The organism is Paenibacillus puerhi, from assembly GCF_009846885.1.
GTDB lineage: Bacteria > Bacillota > Bacilli > Paenibacillales > NBRC-103111 > Paenibacillus_G > Paenibacillus_G puerhi.
The window spans coordinates 138915-158454 of sequence record NZ_WUWM01000011.1 but is presented as its reverse complement, the minus strand read 5'-3'; the positions used below and the strand labels follow the sequence as shown (position 1 = coordinate 158454).

At 51.9% G+C, this 19540-nt stretch carries 23 protein-coding genes; all 23 read left to right on the top strand.

Going from position 1 to position 19540, the window contains the following annotated elements; all coding sequences use genetic code 11:
* The first annotated feature begins 33 nt into the window (after positions 1-33).
* The 23 genes from flgD to GSF01_RS12270 all read left to right on the top strand — a co-directional run bounded on the left by flgD (position 34) and on the right by GSF01_RS12270 (position 19528).
* A complete protein-coding gene (gene flgD / locus GSF01_RS12380) occupies positions 34-495 on the top strand; it encodes a flagellar hook assembly protein FlgD (RefSeq protein ID WP_159884392.1) in 462 nt (153 codons plus the stop codon).
* Positions 492-866: a TIGR02530 family flagellar biosynthesis protein gene (locus tag GSF01_RS12375; protein WP_159884390.1), complete on the top strand. Its 375-nt coding sequence runs from the start codon at positions 492-494 to the stop codon at positions 864-866. Before flgD ends, GSF01_RS12375 begins: the two co-directional genes overlap by 4 nt.
* 103 nt (positions 867-969) lie before the next feature.
* The gene (gene flgG / locus GSF01_RS12370) at positions 970-1794 is read left to right on the top strand and encodes a flagellar basal body rod protein FlgG (protein ID WP_159884388.1); all 825 of its coding nucleotides are present in this window, start codon (positions 970-972) and stop codon (positions 1792-1794) included.
* Between the two features lie 66 nt (positions 1795-1860).
* Positions 1861-2082, top strand: coding sequence for a flagellar FlbD family protein (locus GSF01_RS12365; protein WP_159884387.1), 222 nt, complete (start codon positions 1861-1863; stop codon positions 2080-2082).
* Position 2083: 1 nt separating this feature from the next.
* Positions 2084-2578, top strand: coding sequence for a flagellar basal body-associated FliL family protein (locus GSF01_RS12360; protein WP_159884385.1), 495 nt, complete (start codon positions 2084-2086; stop codon positions 2576-2578).
* Positions 2579-2621: 43 nt separating this feature from the next.
* The gene (gene fliM, locus GSF01_RS12355) at positions 2622-3620 is read left to right on the top strand and encodes a flagellar motor switch protein FliM (RefSeq protein WP_159884383.1); all 999 of its coding nucleotides are present in this window, start codon (positions 2622-2624) and stop codon (positions 3618-3620) included.
* The gene (fliY, locus tag GSF01_RS12350; protein ID WP_159884381.1) at positions 3610-4953 is read left to right on the top strand and encodes a flagellar motor switch phosphatase FliY; all 1344 of its coding nucleotides are present in this window, start codon (positions 3610-3612) and stop codon (positions 4951-4953) included. The genes fliM and fliY overlap by 11 nt, the downstream gene beginning before the upstream one ends.
* A 31-nt stretch (positions 4954-4984) precedes the next feature.
* Positions 4985-5347, top strand: a complete 363-nt coding sequence (locus GSF01_RS12345; RefSeq protein ID WP_072328935.1) for a response regulator — start codon at positions 4985-4987, stop codon at positions 5345-5347.
* 236 nt (positions 5348-5583) lie between these two features.
* Positions 5584-6054 carry a flagellar biosynthetic protein FliO gene (locus GSF01_RS12340; RefSeq protein WP_159884379.1) on the top strand — a complete coding sequence of 157 codons (471 nt, stop codon included), beginning with the start codon at positions 5584-5586 and terminating at the stop codon, positions 6052-6054.
* Positions 6051-6812, top strand: coding sequence for a flagellar type III secretion system pore protein FliP (fliP, locus tag GSF01_RS12335; RefSeq protein ID WP_159884377.1), 762 nt, complete (start codon positions 6051-6053; stop codon positions 6810-6812). Before GSF01_RS12340 ends, fliP begins: the two co-directional genes overlap by 4 nt.
* Positions 6813-6834: 22 nt before the next feature.
* On the top strand, positions 6835-7104 hold the full coding sequence (gene fliQ / locus GSF01_RS12330) for a flagellar biosynthesis protein FliQ (RefSeq protein WP_159884374.1): 270 nt from the start codon (positions 6835-6837) through the stop codon (positions 7102-7104).
* A 9-nt stretch (positions 7105-7113) separates the two neighbouring features.
* Positions 7114-7893, top strand: coding sequence for a flagellar biosynthetic protein FliR (gene fliR / locus GSF01_RS12325; protein WP_159884372.1), 780 nt, complete (start codon positions 7114-7116; stop codon positions 7891-7893).
* Between the two features lie 14 nt (positions 7894-7907).
* Positions 7908-9005: a flagellar biosynthesis protein FlhB gene (gene flhB, locus GSF01_RS12320; protein ID WP_159884370.1), complete on the top strand. Its 1098-nt coding sequence runs from the start codon at positions 7908-7910 to the stop codon at positions 9003-9005.
* A gap of 40 nt (positions 9006-9045) precedes the next feature.
* Entirely contained in the window at positions 9046-11079 is a 2034-nt protein-coding gene (gene flhA, locus GSF01_RS12315; RefSeq protein ID WP_159884368.1) for a flagellar biosynthesis protein FlhA, read from the top strand.
* A complete protein-coding gene (flhF, locus tag GSF01_RS12310; RefSeq protein ID WP_159884366.1) occupies positions 11076-12458 on the top strand; it encodes a flagellar biosynthesis protein FlhF in 1383 nt (460 codons plus the stop codon). Before flhA ends, flhF begins: the two co-directional genes overlap by 4 nt.
* The gene (locus GSF01_RS12305) at positions 12455-13330 is read left to right on the top strand and encodes a MinD/ParA family protein (protein ID WP_159884364.1); all 876 of its coding nucleotides are present in this window, start codon (positions 12455-12457) and stop codon (positions 13328-13330) included. Before flhF ends, GSF01_RS12305 begins: the two co-directional genes overlap by 4 nt.
* Positions 13331-13409: 79 nt before the next feature.
* The gene (locus GSF01_RS12300) at positions 13410-14546 is read left to right on the top strand and encodes a protein-glutamate methylesterase/protein-glutamine glutaminase (protein WP_159884362.1); all 1137 of its coding nucleotides are present in this window, start codon (positions 13410-13412) and stop codon (positions 14544-14546) included.
* 52 nt (positions 14547-14598) lie between these two features.
* Positions 14599-16668 (top strand): chemotaxis protein CheA, encoded by a 2070-nt coding sequence (locus tag GSF01_RS12295; protein WP_159884360.1) that lies wholly within the window; start codon positions 14599-14601, stop codon positions 16666-16668.
* A gap of 38 nt (positions 16669-16706) precedes the next feature.
* Positions 16707-17168, top strand: coding sequence for a chemotaxis protein CheW (locus tag GSF01_RS12290; RefSeq protein ID WP_159884358.1), 462 nt, complete (start codon positions 16707-16709; stop codon positions 17166-17168).
* 38 nt (positions 17169-17206) lie between these two features.
* Positions 17207-17794: a chemotaxis protein CheC gene (locus GSF01_RS12285; protein WP_159884458.1), complete on the top strand. Its 588-nt coding sequence runs from the start codon at positions 17207-17209 to the stop codon at positions 17792-17794.
* Positions 17791-18285 carry a chemotaxis protein CheD gene (locus GSF01_RS12280; RefSeq protein WP_159884356.1) on the top strand — a complete coding sequence of 165 codons (495 nt, stop codon included), beginning with the start codon at positions 17791-17793 and terminating at the stop codon, positions 18283-18285. Before GSF01_RS12285 ends, GSF01_RS12280 begins: the two co-directional genes overlap by 4 nt.
* A 2-nt stretch (positions 18286-18287) precedes the next feature.
* On the top strand, positions 18288-18728 hold the full coding sequence (locus GSF01_RS12275) for a hypothetical protein (RefSeq protein ID WP_159884354.1): 441 nt from the start codon (positions 18288-18290) through the stop codon (positions 18726-18728).
* Positions 18729-18745: 17 nt separating this feature from the next.
* Positions 18746-19528 (top strand): FliA/WhiG family RNA polymerase sigma factor, encoded by a 783-nt coding sequence (locus GSF01_RS12270; protein ID WP_159884352.1) that lies wholly within the window; start codon positions 18746-18748, stop codon positions 19526-19528.
* Positions 19529-19540: the final 12 nt, after the last annotated feature.

Sequence of the window (19540 nt, the reverse complement as noted above, 5' to 3'; positions counted from 1 at the left end):
GCATGGCAAGCGAAGGGCAGGAGGTGAAATCACGTGGCGGATTCAAATATCAGCACGAAAAACATATGGCCTTATTATTCAAAATCTAACGTAAGCAAAGCGGAAGCGAATAAGGATGCCAACAACTTGGGGAAAGACCAGTTTTTGAAAATTCTGATCACCCAGCTTAAGCATCAGGACCCGACGCAGCCTCTCCAGGATAAGGAGTTTATTGCCCAGATGGCGCAATTCACTTCAGTCGAGCAGCTAACCAATATGGCTACTGAGATGAAGCTGCTTCGTCAATCGCTCGGATTCGCTTCCGGCCTGATCGGCAAAGAGATCAGCTGGTCCTATGAGGATAATGACGGAACCTCCCATACGAGGAAGGGAATCGTCGAGTCGATTACGGTGAAGAAAGGCGAGCAATTCGCTAAAGTAAACGGCGAGGACATTTCGCTGGAACATATTTCGCAGATTACGAATCCGGCGGGCGAGGGGGAGACCTCCTCATGAACGAGCGGATAACAGCTGGCAGCTTGTACCCGACTCCCATGGCGCCAGCACGTTCCAAGACCGCAGCCGATCGGCCTGCGGGAAGCTCAAGCTTCGACTCGATCCTGCAGAAGCAGTTTGTAAGGTTCAGTCATCATGCCGAAGAGCGTTTGCATCAGCGAGGGATTCAGTTTAAGCCCGAGCAACTGGCCAAAATCAACACGGCCATCGATAAAGCAGCAACGAAAGGCGCTAAAGACACGTTAATGCTGATCAACGATACGGCTTTAATCGTAAACATCAAAAACCGGACGGTTGTCACGGCGATGGATGGGCTCGCGATGAAGGACAATTTGTTTACGCAGATTGATAGCGCCATGATTATTACGTAGAGGCTGGCCCGGAACACGGAGGCCTTTGGTTGTGGACCGATAGAAACAACCTGTTAAGTAAAGCGAGCGGCTGGCTAGCTCAGCCAATAGGAGGCAATGATCAATGTTAAGGTCTCTGTATTCAGGCGTCTCGGGCATGAGAGGATTTCAAACGAAGCTTGACGTCATCGGCAACAATATTGCAAACGTAAATACGGTTGGCTTCAAAGCCGGCCGGGTCATGTTTAAGGACATTTTGAGCCAAACCGTCTCCGGCGTTTCGGCTCCAACCGACGAAAGGGGCGGGGTTAACTCCAAGCAGATCGGTCTTGGCGTGACCGTAGCTGCGATCGATACGCTCCACACGCCGGGCAGCGCGATGACGACGAACAAGCCGACGGATCTGCGGATTGACGGCGACGGATTCTTCGCGATTTCTCCAGCCCTGGACGGCGCCGAAGGACCGTACTTGACCCGCGCAGGCAATTTTGAGCTGGATTCGCTGAATCGGCTGGTCAATGCGGACGGAATGTTCGTGCTAAATACCGAGGGCGCCGGAGTAACGCTTGAGGACGGTGTTACGGCATTCTCCATCTCCCAAGCGGGTGAAATCATTTCGGTTGGAGCTGATGGTACAGCAACACCGACCGGACAGTTTATAGCAGTGGCCAAGGTTGTCAACCCGGCAGGGCTTGAGAAGATCGGGGGCAACCTGTATAGAATGACACCGAACTCCAATCCCGAAGAGCTGGACCTGGGGACGGCGCTGGCAGCTAATCCCGAGACCGGCACCGGAGCAATCGTGTCCGGACAGCTGGAGATGTCTAACGTCGACCTGACTTCGGAATTTACAGAGATGATTATCGCGCAGCGCGGTTTCCAATCCAACTCGCGGATCATCACAACCTCGGACGAGGTATTGCAGGAAGTCGTCAATCTAAAGCGGTAATATAGGATAAGCTAGTACCAACGGGGGAGCCCGCCTCCCCCGATTATCCGAACCGGAGGAAAGCCTATGATCAAGCTGACCCGACTAAACGGCAAAACGATTACCATTAATGCTTTGCTCATTGAAACGATTGAGGATACGCCGGATACGATGATCTCGCTCGTAAACGGTAAAAAAATCATGGTGCTCGAACCTGTGCCGGAAGTAGTCGAATTGGTACAGAGCTTTATGCAGGCCGTTGGTCTCATCGGCGGTACGATGAAGAGCTTGAATTCGGAGGGGTCGTAAGTTGTTTAAAAGCAAAATTTTTATTATGGTCGTTGCAATCCTCATCGCCATTACCTTAATCTTAACCGCGGCGTTCGTTTTATGGAACTATATGGACAAGTCGGGTGCTTCCGATGCGACCGCACAAGCGCAAAACTCGGCGCGTGGTGTGAAGTCCGGCAAGATACTGACGCCTGACCAGGTGAAGGAATTCACCGTTGAGATGAAAGAAGTGCTGACGAATCTCGCTGGATCGGGCAACGGTGCAAGCAATAAATTCGTGAAAGTGAGCTTTGCCTTTGAACTTGAAAACAAAAAGGGTAAGGAAGATTTCGAAAAACTGCAAAGTCGTATGAAGGCCATTGTCATACAAACGTTAGCCGATATGACGCCGGATCAGGTGTCGGGCAAGAAAGGCTTTGACAATCTTACCTCTGCCCTTATGAATAGAATGAATGAAGAGCTGCACAACGGGAAGCTGCAGCGAATTTTGATTACCGATATCGTGCTGCAGTAACGGGACGAAAATAGGTTAATCAGTAACAAGGGGGTGACGAGACATGGTGGATGTATTATCGCAGAATGAGATTGACGCTTTGCTTGCTGCGCTCTCTTCTGGGGAAATGGATGCGGAAGAGCTTAAAAAGGAAGATACGCAGAAAAAGGTCCGGGCTTACGATTTTAAACGTGCGGTGCGCTTCTCCAAGGACCATATCCGAAGCTTGACACGTATTCATGAAAACTTCGCCCGTTTCCTGACGACCTATTTTTCTGCTCAATTAAGAACATTTGTGCAGATTAATGTGGTACAAGTCGAGCAATTGCCTTATGATGAATTTATCCGCTCAATTCCCAAGATGACGATACTGAATATCTTCGAAGCGGAACCGCTGGAAGGTAGAATGGTGCTCGAGGTGCACCCGAACGTCGCCTTCGCAATGCTCGACCGGCTGCTTGGCGGCGCAGGCACTTCTCCGACCAAGATCAACGCCTTGACGGAAATCGAAACGATTGTGATGGAGCGAATTTTTAGCCGCGCGTTCGAAAGCCTGCAGGAAGCATGGAAGACGGTAGTGGATTTGTCCCCACGGCTGGATTCACTTGAGACAAATCCGCAATTTATGCAGATCGTATCGCCGAATGAAACGATCGCTCTGATCTCGCTCAGCACGAAAATTGGCGATACGACAGGCATGATCAACCTCTGTATTCCGCATGTCGTCATTGAGCCGATCATGCCCAGACTGTCGGTCCATCACTGGTTTGTATCACAGAAAAAAACCAGCGCCCCCGAAGAGATGATGGCGCTCCAGAGCAGGCTGCACAAAGCGAAGCTGCCCATCATCGCAGAGCTCGGTGCTTCCCAGATCTCGGTCAAAGAATTCCTGAGCTTGAATGCAGGAGACGTCATTGCCTTGAACCGATCCGTGGATGAACCGCTGCACATAAGGATCGGCGAGAATGTAAAGTATTATGGCACACCGGGAACAACCCGTGGCAAGCTGGCGATACAAATCAGTGAAGTTGTTCAAGAAGGAGTAGAAGAGAATGACGAATAAAGATTATTTGTCTCAAGAGGAGATCGACGCTTTACTGAGACAATCTTCTGAAAACAGCGGATCGGGCGGTTCTGAATTTTCGGATGCCATGGGGCCACGGGTTGAAGAATACCTGACGCCGCTGGAGCAGGATGCGCTTGGCGAGATCGGAAACATTACATTCGGAAGTGCCGCCACAGCCTTATCGACATTGCTGGGTAAAAAGGTAGACATCACGACGCCCAAGGTATCGGTCATTGCTAGGACGGATCTGGTTAAGGAATTTCCAAAGCCTCATGTGGCTGTCCATGTCGACTATGTCGATGGTTTCCATGGCATCAATCTCCTTGTAATCAAAACACGGGATGCTCAAGTTATCGCTGATTTGATGATGGGCGGAGATGGTACCGGTCAAAACATGGAGTTGTCCGATATCCACATCAGCGCCGTACAAGAAGCGATGAATCAGATGATGGGGTCGTCAGCCACCTCGATGTCGACCATTTTCAACCGATTTGTCAACATTTCACCTCCAGGTATCGATATTATGGATCTGACAGAAGGGGGCGATTCTTCTTCGATTCCAGATGAAGAGGTGTTTATCAAAATCTCGTTCCGTCTGACGATCGGAGACTTGATCGATTCCACGATTATGCAGCTCCTACCGGTCGGATTCGCAAGGGACATGGTATCAATACTGATGGGCGGTACGGACATGTCCGAGGCTTCGGAGGCTGCACCTGCACCTTCTGTGCCTTCCGCTCCGGCAGCTTCTGCGGCTCCCGCTCCTGCACCCCAGGCCCCGGCGGCGTCTGCGCCGTTCCAGCAGGACCCGTATCAGCAGCCGATGCAGCAGCCGCCTTATCAACAACCGATGTATCAGGAGCCTATGCAGCATCCAGGCTATCAACAGCCGATGTACCAGGAGCCGCCTATGCAGCATCCCGGTTATCAGCAGCCGATGTACCAGCAGCAGCCGGCTTACCCGCCGCAGCCTGCCAATTATGGAGTGCCGACTAGCCGCAACGTGAACGTACAGCCTGCCCAGTTTTCCAATTTCGCCCCGCCTCCGTTATCGGCAGCAGAGGATACCAACCTGAATCTCCTGTTGGATATTCCGTTAAAGGTGACGGTTGAGCTTGGACGCACGCACAAAGTGATCAAAGATATCCTGGAGCTCTCTCAAGGATCGATCATTGAGCTGGACAAGCTGGCTGGCGAGCCTGTCGATATTCTGGTCAATAACAAGCTGATAGCCAAAGGCGAGGTCGTCGTCATTGATGAGAACTTCGGTGTTCGCGTCACAGATATCGTCAATCAGTGGGACCGAATTCAAAAACTTCAACAATATTAAATTACACACTTCTTAGGAGGACTTGATACCCATGGCTAACCGAATTTTGATTGTAGACGATGCAGCATTTATGAGAATGATGATCCGCGATATTTTGACAAAAAATGGGTATGAGGTAGTTGGCGAAGGTAATGACGGAGCTCAAGCCATTGAGAAATTTAAAGAGCTTCGTCCTGATCTGATTACGATGGATATCACGATGCCGGAAATGGATGGTATTCAGGCTCTGAAGGAAATCAAGAAAATCGATGCGAACGCAAAGGTTATTATGTGTTCCGCCATGGGTCAGCAGGCGATGGTTATCGATGCTATTCAAGCTGGGGCCAAGGACTTCATCGTGAAGCCTTTCCAAGCGGACCGTGTTATCGAGGCGATCAAAAAGACGCTTGGCTAATCAGCTAAGCGTTGCTCGCGCCTCTAGGATATACACCAGCGGTGCTTTCACACAAACTGAAGGGAATGTGAACATTGAAGAGACTCGCAACCAAGACGTTGCTTACCGTTTTCGCCGCATGGTTACAGACAGTGGTGTTCACTGCTGTTTGTTTCGGGAAGACGGAAACGGAGGCACCCGGTTCGAGTCCTTTTGACTCACCGGATTCCTTATATTCGGCAGGGGATACCTTCGGTATGATCATGAAAGTTATCTTTTTTCTTATTGTTATTATCGTCATCTTCTTCATTATTGTGAAGATCATTTCACAAAAAAATAAGGTGTTCGCCGGACGGTCGATCCGCTCACTCGGCGGATTGCCGCTCGGTCCGAATAAATCGATTCAGGTCGTCGAGATCGGCAAATCTCTTTATATCGTGGGCGTTGGCGAAAATGTTCAGCTGCTGGAGAAGGTTGCGGATGAGGAAGAAGTCGCAATCATCACCGAGATGATGTCAACGGGGCCCGCCTTCTCCGGTCCTAGCCTGCAATCCATAGGAGATTGGCTCAAAAATCGCCGACAAAAGCCTGAAGTGGAAGAAGAAATCGATATTGAAAATCCATCTTTCCAGCACGTATTCCAAAGCAAGATGACCGACCGCAAGAAGCTGATGGAAGAACTGCTTCAGCAGGAGAATAATTCAGATCGGTTGAAGGATAAGTCATGAAAACGTGGTTACAATGTGTTGCTATGCTGCTGCTTGTCATCTTGCTTGCCTCGTTCGGCGGACAAGCCTACGCTGCGGATCCTATCCCCGGTATTAATATCGATATCGGCGGTTCGAACGATCCGAGCAGTGGAGCCGGAACGGTTACCATTTTGCTGTTGATTACGATTCTGAGTATCGCCCCGGCGATTCTAGTCATGATGACCAGCTTTACGCGCATCATTATCGTGCTTGGTTTTGTTCGAACCTCGCTCGGTACACAGCAAATGCCGCCGAATCAGGTGTTGATCGGACTTGCTTTGTTCTTGACCTTTTTCATCATGGCGCCTACGTTCGGCGAGATCAATCAAAACGCGTTTCAGCCTTACAGCAAAGGCGAGATTACTCAAACGGTGGCGCTGGAGAGAGCTTCGCTCTCGATGAAAGAGTTTATGTTCCAGCATACCCGGCAGAAAGATTTGAAGCTATTTTTGGATTATACGAAAGCGGCTCCCCCTAGCGGAGTCGAGGATACGCCGCTTACGGCGCTCGTACCGGCTTTTGCGATCAGTGAGCTGAAGACCGCCTTTCAGATGGGCTTTATGATCTTCATTCCTTTTCTGGTGATCGACATGGTGATTGCCAGTACCCTGATGGCGATGGGGATGATGATGCTTCCTCCGGTCATGATCTCGCTGCCGTTTAAGATTTTACTTTTTATTTTAGTAGACGGCTGGTATCTGGTTGTCCGATCTCTGCTGCTCAGCTACAATTCATAACCGGACAAGGAGGGATCTTGCATTGAGCACGGAGTTTATTATCCGGTTGGCCGGCGAGGCTGTATACACAACGCTGAAGGCCAGCGCTCCGATGATGGTGATCGCCCTTGTTGCCGGCTTGATAATCAGCGTATTCCAAGCGACTACACAGATTCAGGAGCAAACGCTGGCCTTTGTTCCGAAAATTGTACTGGTGCTCTTATCGGTGCTGATATTCGGACCATGGATATTGAACACGCTGATGGATTTCACCTATAACCTGTTGAACAATCTTTACAAGTTCGTAGGGTAGGCCCGGAAGATGGAATGGATCTTATCCTACTTTCCAGCGTATATGCTTGTCTTTTGCCGGGTCACTTCCTTTTTTCTTGTAGCGCCGATTTACTCGGCCCGTAATGTGCCCACGCCGTTCAAGCTGGGACTGTCCTTCTTTATTGCGCTAATCGCCTTCAGCGGGGCGGGCGCCCAGGCCGGGATCGTAATAGACGGGCTTTACATCCTGTCGATCGTTCGCGAGATCATGGCTGGACTATGCTTGGGCTTTATCGCTTATATGTTTTTTACCGTCGTTCAGATTGCCGGGGGGTTCATTGATATTCAGATGGGGTTCGGTATTGCGAACGTCATCGATCCGATGACAGGCATGCAGAGTCCGGTTATTGGCAACCTGAAATTTATGATCGTGACCCTGCTGTTTTTAACCTTGAACGGGCATCTTTATTTGCTGGAAGCGATCATGCGCAGCTACGAATGGATTCCGCTTTCCAACGACCTGTTCGAGAGAACCTATGGCGGACAAATCTCCGACTTTATGTTCCGAACGTTTTCCGATGTTTTCGCGCTAAGCTTCCAGATGGCGGCTCCCTTAGTGGTGGCGATGTTTCTGACCGATGTCGGTCTTGGCTTGCTGGCCCGGGTGGCCCCGCAATTCAATATTTTCGTCATTGGACTTCCGCTCAAGCTCCTTCTGGGCCTGCTGATGCTCGTGCTGCTGTTCCCGGGGTTCGAACTGCTGTTTACTAATATTTTCGCAGACATGATGGAAGAGATGAAAAGCTTTTTCGGACTGTTTCAATCTTGACAGGAGGGATAGACGTGGCGAATCCGGCATATCGATTGCGGCTCGATCTTCAGCTGTTTGCCGGAGAGAAGACGGAACCCGCGACGCCCAAGAAAAAGCAGGATGCCAGAAAAAAAGGGCAGGTAGCCAAAAGCATGGAGTTGCCTGCGGCATTTATTCTTTTCTTCTCGTTCCTCTCGTTTTTCGTTTTTGGCGGTTTTATGAAAACTCATCTGGTCGGGATGTTCAAGTCCATCTATGTCGATTTTCTGCTGTTGAACGTAACGGTGGATAATATCATGGTGTTGTTTGAAAAGCTTGCCTTTCAGATCCTGCTGATCGTTGGTCCGATCTTTTTAATCTCCGTCATCATTGCGATTGCCGGAAATTATATGCAGATTGGTTTTCTGGTTACCGGCGACCCGCTGATGATGAAGTTCAAGAAGATTAATCCGCTGGAAGGGGCCAAGAAGCTTTTCTCCATGCGGGCTGTCGTTGACTTTTTGAAGTCGATGCTGAAAATGTCGATTATCGGCTATATGGTCTACTCGACTTTGATGGGAGAGCGGGAGCATATTTTGCAGCTTGCCCATTTGCCTCTGGAGGAGATTTTATCCTTTACCGCTTCCTTGACGCTGATGCTGGGTGTGAAGATTGGAGCCGTTTTGATCATACTTGCTGTGTTCGACTATATGTACCAGAAGTATGAATATGAAAAAGGACTGAAGATGTCCAAGCAGGACATTAAGGATGAGTACAAAAAGTCGGAGGGCGATCCTCTGATCAAAGGAAAAATCCGCGAGAAGCAGCGGCGTATGGCCTTGCAGCGGATGATGCAGGATGTGCCGAAGGCCGATGTTGTCATCACGAACCCGACACACTTCGCTGTGGCGCTGCAATATGACGGCTCCAAGATGCAGGCTCCGACCGTCATTGCCAAGGGCTCGGATTACATTGCGCTAAAGATCAAGCAGGCTGCCAAGGAACACGGCGTTACCACGATTGAAAACAAACCGCTCGCTCGCGCCCTCTACGCTCAGGTGGACATTGGAGAGGCGATACCCGCTGATTTGTTTCAGGCCGTGGCCGAAGTATTGGCCTATGTATACAAGCTGAAAGGCAAAGCCAACTAAGAAGCGCTAAGCGCTCATGCTAGGGAAGGGGGCACCGGCTTTGAAACCAAGAGACTTTGTCGTTCTAATCGGCGTAATCGGCATCATTCTCATGATGGTCGTTCCGCTCCCGATATGGCTGCTGGATTTTCTGCTCATTATGAACATTACGCTAGCGCTGATTATTATCCTGGTCGGAATGAATACAACCGATGCGCTGCAATTTTCTATCTTTCCATCCTTACTTCTGATTACAACGTTATTCAGGCTGGCGTTGAACGTTTCAACAACCCGGAACATCCTCGCTCATGCGGATGCCGGTAATGTGGTCGAAACCTTTGGTTCTTTCGTCGCGGCAGGCAACCTGGTTGTCGGTTTCGTCGTGTTTATCATTCTCGTACTCGTACAATTTATCGTCATTACCAAAGGTTCCGAGCGCGTTGCCGAAGTAGCGGCAAGATTCACTCTCGACGCCATGCCGGGTAAGCAGATGAGCATTGACGCGGACCTGAACGCGGGCATGATTAATGAGCAGCAGGCCAAAGAGCGGCGTGAGAAAATCTCCCGCGAGGCCGATTTCTACGGAGCCATGGACGGTGCGAGCAAGTTCGTCAAAGGGGATGCGATCGCGGGCATCATCATGCTGTTGATCAATATCGTCGGCGGCCTGATCATCGGGGTAGCCATGAAGGGGATGAGCTTCGCGGAGGCGGGGGAGAAATACTCGATCATGACGATCGGGGACGGACTCGTCAGCCAGATCCCTGCGCTTCTCATCTCGACGGCTGCCGGTATTATTGTGACCCGTGCCGCGTCAGACGGCAACTTGGCGCATGACTTGACCGGTCAGTTATTCTCGTACCCTAAGCTGCTCTACATCGCGGCTGGTACGGTAGCAGCGCTTGGCTTGTTCACGCCGATTCATTTCTGGACAACGGCCCCGATAGCGGCGCTGCTGGCCTTTGCCGGCTACCGGATGACCCAGACGATGCAGCGCAAGCAGGAAGAAGAGGTGCAGCTTGAAGAAGAGCAGCAAATCGAAGAAGTGAGAAGTCCCGAGAGCGTTATCAGCTTGCTCAATGTCGATCCGATCGAGTTCGAATTCGGCTACGGACTTATCCCTCTTGCGGATACGCAGCAGGGCGGCGATCTGCTTGACCGGATTATTCTCATCCGCAGGCAGTGTGCGCTGGAGCTTGGCGTCGTCGTTCCGGTCATTCGGATTCGGGATAATATCCAATTAAGACCGAATGAATATATCATCAAGATCAAAGGCAATATTGTGGCTCGGGGCGATCTGCTGCTCGGTCATTACCTGGCTATGAGTCCAGGCTTCGACGATGATTCCATTACGGGCATCGATACGCTGGAGCCCGCCTTCGGCCTTCCAGCGCTATGGATTGACGAGCCGACGAAGGAACGCGCGGAGCTTTCGGGCTATACCGTCGTTGATCCGCCGTCCGTCGTAGCCACACATTTGACTGAAATTATCAAGAAGCATGCGCACGAGCTGCTTGGCCGCCAGGAGACCAAGTCGCTTATCGAGAATGTCAGGGAAAGCTACCCGGCTCTCGTGGACGAGCTGATCCCGAATGTCTTGACGCTCGGGGATGTGCAGAAGGTGCTGGTCAAGCTGCTTCGCGAGAAAATATCGGTACGCGATCTCGTAACGATCCTGGAGACGTTAGCCGATTATGGAACCTACACGAAAGATCCCGATATTTTAACCGAGTACGTGCGCCAGGCACTGTCCCGCCAAATCACTCAGCAGTATACGACAAGCGGGGATTCGCTCAAGGTTATTACGGTAGGGCCGAATCTGGAGAAAAAAATCGCCGAGTCGGTCCAGCAATCCGATCAAGGCAGTTACCTGTCGCTGGATCCGACTTCGACGCAGGTTATTTATCAGCGGGTTACCGACCAGGTGACGAAGCTGCTTCAATCCGGACAGCAGCCGATCGTTCTTACTTCACCGACGATCCGCATGTATTTGCGTCAGCTGCTGGAGCGCACGATGCAGGACATTCCGGTATTATCCTACAGCGAGCTTGAGCCCAGCGTGGAAATTCAGAGCATGGGGGTCGTTAACTTATGAGAGTGAAGCGATACGTAGTCGATTCAATGCCGGATGCCCTGCAAAAAATCCGCAACGATCTGGGTAAGGACGCAGTCATTATCAATACGAAAGAAATTCGCTCCGGCGGATTTCTCGGGTTGTTTTCTAAAAAGAGAATCGAAGTCATTGCCGCGATGGATAATGCTTCTTCCGCACCATCGAGTAAGAACCCGGGGACAACGTCTTCCCGGGAGCTGCAGCCAACGCTTTCCGGAATGTCTACTGCCCCTAAGCCGGCGGCGGCCGCGGCTTATGGAGCCAATTCCGGACAAACGCAGCTGCCGGTTCAGCCGAAAGCCTCTGCCGCTACCAGGGAAGAGAAGCTGTCTATGGCTTTTCCGGAAGTACCTGATGTGTTCCCTGCACCGACGTCATCGCCTCCACCAGCGCCTCCGTCGGCGGCTCCAGCAGCTCCGGCAGCTCAGCGGACTCAGACCGCGCCGGTGGAGCTCTCGCAAGCGGCTGGCGTGATCCGCGGTAAAGAGGATATGCTGATGGATGAGATCAGGCAGATGAAAGAAATGATGCAGAGGCTGTCACATCAATCAGGAATGGTCGAGGAACCGAATCCAAGTCTTGCTCGTTATGAGAGCAGACTGCTGGATCAGGAGGTTACGCCGGAACTAGTTCGCAAGCTGCTCGAAACGGTTGCCGAAGAGGCCGAGCATGAGGAAGCCGAGCTGAACGATGAATTTGTCAAGCAGTCGCTGCAGCGCCAACTGACCGATCTTCTGGCCAGCGAAGGAGTAAAGTCCATCGAGCCGGACACGCGGATCGCGCATTTCGTAGGTCCGACGGGGGTAGGCAAAACGACGACGATCGCCAAGCTGGCTGCTGAGCAGGTGCTCAAGTATCAGCGCAAAGTGGGCTTCATTACTTCGGATACGTACCGGATTGCGGCGGTTGAACAGCTGAAGACTTATGGAACGATCCTGAACGTGCCGCTGGAGGTCGTGTTTTCCCCGCTTGATTTGACCAAAGCTTTCGAGAATCTGCAGGATTGCGATCTGATCTTCATGGATACGGCAGGCCGCAACTTCCGCAATGAGATGTATGTTTCCGAGCTGAATGCTTTATTGAGATCCAGCGGCAAGAGCGAAACGTTTCTTGTGCTCAGCCTGACGACCAAATATAAGGACATGAAGGCGATCACCGGCAACTTCCATAAATTCAAGCTGGACAAGGTGCTATTCACCAAGATGGATGAAACGGATTCCTACGGTGCCATTCCTAACTTGGTTCATGAGTTCGGCCTGCGGCCTTCCTACATTGCAAATGGACAAAGCGTACCCGACGACATTCGAATTCTGCAAGAGCAGCACATCATCGATCTGATTCTGGAGGAACGGCAACCATGAACGACCAGGCACAAGAACTTCGGAACCTGATAAAACATCAAAGTGTCTTGAAAGACGAAAAGTCGACTCGCATTCTTACGGTTACCAGCGGCAAGGGAGGTGTCGGCAAGTCGAATTTTACGTTGAATTTTGCATTAGGCTTGCAGCAAAAGGGATACAAGGTGCTCGTTTTCGACGCCGACATCGGGCTCGCGAACATCGACGTCTTGATGGGGGTTACCTCCAAATATAACTTGTATCATTTGCTGAAAAGGGAAAAAACGGTGTGGGACATCATCCATACCGGCCCGCTGGGGCTTCAATTTATTGCCGGAGGCTCCGGGTTTAATGATCTGATCAGGCTAACGGAGGAAGAACTCGATTATTTCGCCGATCAGGTAAGTCAGTTGAACGGGCATGTCGATTTTATTATTTTCGATACGGGCGCTGGGCTGTCCAAGGAAACGCTGAAGTTTATTTTGGCGGCTCAGGAAACGATTGTTGTGACGACGCCCGAGCCGACGTCGATTACCGACGCATACGCCATCATTAAAATGGTGCATTCCATGGATTATGAGGTCAGCTTCCGTCTTGTCGTGAATCGCGTGCTGGACTGGAAAGAAGGACGGCAGACTGCGGATAAGCTCAGTATGGTGGCCAAGCAATTTATGAATATCGACATTCCTACGCTGGGATATGTGATGGATGACAGCCATGTATCGAAGGCGGTCAGGAAGCAGGTGCCTTTTTCCATCGCCTTTCCGGATTGTCCGGCTGCGAAGTCGCTGAGCGAGCTGACGAACAATTTTCTGACCAACCAGATGCCCGCAGACAATCAGGGAGCAGCGGTTAAAGGCTTCTTGAACCGGATGATCCGGCTGCTTAAGCAATAACGGCCGGTCTGGGAAGTTGTACTTGAGAGAATCAGCTTCTGGTCTTCATACCCGACCGACAACGTAGAGGAGTGGTACAATGCAACAGCCGTATGATGTTCTGGTCGTCGATGACTCCATCTTCATGAGAAAGCTGATCTCCGACTTTATAGCCGAGGATCCGACCATGCGGGTCGTTGGAACAGCCAAGAACGGGAAGGAAGCTGTTGAATTCGTTAAAAAACACCGTCCGCATGCCGTGACGCTGGATATCGAAATGCCGGTCATGAATGGCCTGGAGGCTCTTCGGATCATCATGAAAGAATGTCCGCTCCCGGTTATCATGCTCAGCAGCTTGACGCAGGAAGGCGCCGTCGAGACGATCCAGGCGCTGGAGTGGGGGGCGTTCGATTTCGTCGGTAAACCATCAGGCTCTATTTCGCTGGATCTTCACAAAGTGAAAAGTCTGATTCTGGAGAAATTGAACGCCGCTGTACGTACCAAGATGAAGCAGGTAAGCGCGCTGCCCGGGCGGACAGACGTAAGCCAAATGAATGTACCCGGCCCCCCGCCTCGGGCGCGCAGACCTGAAGCGATGACGGCGGCAGCTGCCGACAGAGCATCGATCCAGCGCAGGCAGGAGCCGGTGAAGCAACTGGTTGCCATCGGCACTTCCACTGGGGGACCCAGAGCGCTTCATCAGGTGCTTTCGGGACTTCCGGGAGAGCTTGCGGCTCCTGTTCTGATCGTTCAGCATATGCCACCAAAGTTCACCAGATCGCTTTCCCAGCGCCTTGACTCGGTATCCGGGCTAAAGGTCATGGAGGCGGAGGACGGCATGGAGCTGGAGAACGGCTCAGCCTATGTAGCGCCGGGAGGTTTCCATATGGCTGTAGCTCGAAACGGGAAGAATGGATACCGGATTCATCTCAGCAAGGATGAGCCCCGAGGAGGCCACCGGCCTTCGGTCGATGCCCTGTTCGAATCCCTGCTGCCGCTTAGAGAGCTCAAACGTCATATCGTCATCATGACAGGGATGGGATCGGACGGAGCCAAGGGCATGAAGGCTCTGCTCGATGCCGGTGCCGCCACTACCATCGCGGAATCGGAAGAAACTTGCATCGTCTACGGCATGCCTCGCGCTGCAGTAGAGTTGAACGGCGTGACTCACGTATTGCCGCAGCAAGACATTGCCGGCAAGCTGATAGCCGCAGTCGGCGTTGCAAGCCTGTCTTAGGGAGGACACTTAAAACGAACGACATACTTACGACCACGATGGAGGTGTGCTTATGGAGATGAATCAATATCTCTCGATGTTTATTGACGAGTCCAAGGATCATTTGCAAGCGATCAACGAGAATATGTTAAGCCTCGAGAGCAGTCCGGAGGATATCAGCATTGTTCAAAATATTTTCCGTTCTGCGCATACCCTGAAGGGGATGTCGGCTACGATGGGATTCGAGGATATCGCCTCGCTTACCCATGAGATGGAGAACGTGCTGGATCTGGTTCGCAATCATAAGCTGAAAATGGACTCGTTCATTTTCGATTGTCTTTTCAAAAGCCTCGATTCCCTGGAAACCATGGTTGAAGATATTATTCAAGGGGGAACGGGCAAGGCAGACGTGACAGCCGTCGTAGCCGCCTTGAAAACGATCGTTTCCGGCGATTACTTGAAAGCCTCGTCTGGAGGCGCAGCCGAAGCTGCCGCGTCTTCGGCAGTCCAAGGAGGCCCGGCGGAGCTGGATGAGTTTCAGCTCTCGATCATCGAGCAGTCCATCGAAGCGGGGATTCCGGTATTCTGGGTCGAAGTGTCGGTCAGACCGGACTGCGTGCTGAAGGCAGCACGCGCCTACATGGTGTTCAATGTACTGGAACAGAACGGCGAAGTCATCAAATCGCTTCCTTCCGTTGAGGATATCGAGCAGGAGAAATTTGATCAGAAATTTTCCGTATATTACATTTCCCAGGTTGATAAAGATCAGCTGGCTGCCCAGGTTTCCAGCGTTTCCGAGATCGATCGTGTGGACATTGTCGCTCTAGACCATGAAACGCTTGCAGCGCGTCTGCAGTCTGCCGCCGCCCCTGCCGCCGGCACAGCTCAAGCCGCTGCTCAGGCTGCTGCCCAGGCTGAAGTCGCCGCAGCATCTGCGGCGGAGCCGGTCAAAGCGGTGGAGAAGAAGCCTGCGGCTTCGGGCGGGCCGGTGGCGGGCCGTACGATCCGCGTAGATATTGAGAGGCTCGATACGCTGATGAACCTGTTCAGCGAGCTGCTGATCGATCGGGTGCGGCTGGAGCAGCTGGCCAGCGAAATCCGGAAAAACGATCTCACCGAGACGGTTGAGCATATGGCCCGGGTTAGCAGCGATCTTCAGAACATTGTGCTCAAGCTAAGAATGGTACCGGTGGATACGGTGTTTAACCGCTTCCCGCGGATGATCCGCGACGTATCCAAGAACCTGGATAAAAAGGTGGATCTGATCATCACCGGCGCTGAAACGGAGATGGACCGCACGGTCGTCGACGAAATCGGCGATCCCCTTGTACATCTGCTGCGCAACGCGGTCGACCATGGACTTGAGCCGACGGCGGATCGGATCGCAGCAGGTAAGCCGGAGACGGGCACGATTCATCTGCGCGCATACCATAGCGGCAACCATGTCTTTATCGAGATTGAAGATAACGGGCGCGGGATCAATCGGGATAAAGTGCTGGACAAAGCGATTCAAAACAATGTTGTGACCAAGGAACAGGCATCTCGCTTGTCCGATAACGAGGTGTACTCGCTGCTGTTTGCTTCCGGCTTCAGTACAGCCGATAAAATTTCCGATATCTCAGGACGCGGCGTCGGCCTCGATGTCGTTAAGACGAAAATCGAAAGCTTAGGCGGACGCGTTCAAGTGGAGTCTACCTACGGCGTGGGCTCGAAGTGGACCGTACAGCTGCCGCTCACCTTGTCGATTATCTCCGCGATGCTGGTTCGCCTCAAGAATGAGAAGTATGCGATCCCGCTTTCATCGATTGTGGAGACGGCTGCCGTGAAGGCGGAGCAAGTCCGCTCCGTACACGGCAATCGCATGGTGAACTACCGCAATTCCGTTATCCCGCTTGTGTCGCTTGCCGAGTTGTTCGATGTGCCTGGCCAAGAGGATAACGGAACGGAGGATACCCAGATTGTCGTCATCCGCAAAGGGGAGAAGCTGGCGGCGCTTGTGGTTGACGAGTTTATCGGACAACAGGAGATCGTCCTCAAGACGCTAGGTAAATATTTGACTAACCTGTTTGCCACATCCGGAGCTACGATACTCGGGGACGGGCAGGTTGCGCTGATTATCGATACGAACGCTTTGATTAAGTAACCTGCGGGCCGATACGATCACTTAAGGAGGATAAGGGTATGGGACAAGAAATGAAGGTCATCGTATTTGCGCTTGCTCATGAGGAGTACGGCGTAGAGGTAGAGAAGGTAAAGACGATCGAACGGCTGCAGCCGATGACGCGTGTTCCTAAGACGCCGGAATTCGTAAAGGGCGTTATTAATCTTCGGGGCGTCGTTACCCCGGTGATCGATCTGCGCGGACGCTTCGGCTTCCCGGAGAGTGAATACACGGATAATTCGCGGATCATTATCGTAGCGGTCGGCGATATCGAGGTGGGCCTGATCGTAGATTCGGCCAACGACGTCATCGACGTTGACTCCGATCATATCGATGATCCGCCCGATATCGTCGGTGGTATTAAAGCCAAGTACTTGCATGGCATCGCCAAAGTCGGCGACAACCGTCTGCTCATTTTGCTTAATTTACAAGAAGTCTTGAATAAGAGCGAGATCGTCCAATTGGAGAACGCAGAGGAGTAGTGAGCGTGGAAGGATTCAACGCATTCGCGGAGTTTCAAATGGACGTCTTGAAAGAGGTTGGCAATATCGGTGCCGGCCATGCGGCTACCGCGCTGTCCAAGCTTCTCGATAAGCCCGTCGATATGCTCGTACCTAAGGTGCGAATGGTGCCTTTTGAAGAAGTCGCAGACAGTGTAGGCGGAGCGGAGCAGATCGTCATTGCCATCTTTCTCCGGGTCGAGGGAGAAACGCCCGGCAACTTGTTTTTCATACTAAGTCTGGACTCAGCCAAACGGCTGCTCCGCAACTTGGTCGGCATCGAAGTAGTCAGTGACGAAGGCTACACGGAGATGGAGCTATCGGCCCTCAATGAGATCGGCAACATATTGGCAGGCTCTTATTTAAGCTCCCTGGCCGATTTCACCAATCTAAGCATGCAGCCAACGGTTCCTTCTCTGGCTATCGATATGGCCGGGGCGATTCTCAGCTATGGATTGCTTCAATTCGGTCAGATGGGGGATCAGGCTCTGTTGATCGATACGAAGTTTCTGGACGGGCAGGAAGAAGTGGAGGGACATTTTTTCCTCATTCCCGATCCGGAATCGTTCGAGAAGATTTTCATCGCCCTGGGAGTGCAAACCCCATGATCCAGGATAATATGATAAAAGTCGGAATGGCCGATCTTCATGTGACTCACCTGACGGGAGTATTGAAGACGACCGGGCTCGGTTCCTGCGTAGGATTGACCCTGTACGATGCGAAGGCTAAAGTGGCAGGCATGGCGCATGTCATGCTGCCGACTTCGGAGATTGCCAGAGAAGGCAAGCTTAATATTGCGAAATACGCCGATACGGCGCTTCCCGAGATGATCCGTCTCATGGAAGAGCTCGGGGCGCAAGCCCGGCGTATGGCTGCCAAGATGGCCGGGGGCGCGCAAATGTTCGCCTTCGGCAGCCAATCGGATACCATGCGGATCGGCCCCAGAAATGTCGAATCCTGCAAGGAAGTTCTGGCTCGTTACCAGATCCCGATCCTCGGGGAAGATACGGGCGGCAATTATGGAAGAACGATCGAATTCGACTGTGTGACCGGCGTGCTGGTTATCCGCAGCGTTCAACACGGAGTGAAGGAATTGTAGCCATGATCGGAACAGTAAAATGGAATTTCATAGTTGGCGCCATCGCATTTGTCGTTACCTTTGCGATGTCGGCCGGGAATAACATATGGCTCACGACCCTGCTAAGAAGCTTCTATAGCTTTGCTATTCTATTCGTTCTTGTATTTGCTTTCCGTTGGCTGCTGGGTACGTTTGCCGGGTTGGAGCGCCTTGGGGAGCTGTCTTCCGAGGATGTGGAGGGTGAGGAAGTCAAAGGTACCGCCTTCGATGCCATCACGCCTCCCGATCAGGATGCGGAGCTTCACCAGATGCTGAAGAACCGGATCGACGACTCAGCTCCTCCGGCTGAAGAAAGTTTGTTTGCGCCGCTAAATCCGCCTAAGTTGTCGACCAAGATCAGCGAGACGCCTGATGATACGCCCAGGGAAATGGCTCAAGCGCTTCGCCGAATGACTGAAGAGTAAAGGTGGTGAAATGCTTCATGATCGGGCAAAAATCACACTTGGCGAATATGGAGAAATGGAAGCAATGGAGAGAAGACGGCTTGCTGGAGGCTAAAAAAACGTTAATCGAAACCTATCTTCCATTGGTTGATTATGTATCCGGGCGTCTTTCCATCGGCTTGCCCAAAAACGTATCGAAGGAAGACCTCGCGAGCTATGGCGTCATGGGGCTGATCGATGCGATCGAGAAATTTGATTACGAGCGGGGGCTCCAGTTTGAAACCTACGCTTCCTGGCGGATTCGCGGAGCGATAATCGACGGTCTTCGCCAAGGAGACTGGGTTCCCCGCTCCGTGCGGGAGAAGGCCAAAAGAATCGAGGAAGGCTACCAGAAGCTGGAGCAGCAGTATCTCCGTTCGGTTACCGATGCGGAAATGAGCGCGTATTTGCAGGTTAGCGAAGGCGAGTTCCAGCAGATGGTTCAGGATATTGCGGTCACGACCGTTTGTTCCGTGGACGAGCCGATCCGGGAGGAAGAAGCAGAGACCCGTTTATCCCTTCTGATCGACGAAAAAGCTAAGCATCCCGAATCCACGGTAAACGATGTCTACTTAAAAGACACGCTGGCGCAAGCCATCGAGCGATTGACAGAAAAAGAACGAATTGTCGTATCCTTATTTTATTATGAAGAACTTTCTTTAAGCGAGATTGCCGAGGTAATGAGTCTTTCCCCATCTAGGATCTCGCAGTTGCACTCCAAAGCGATACTAAGGCTGCGAGGTTCCTTGAGCCGTCATAAATCGCAGTTATTCCAACACTAAGGCGATGAAAGC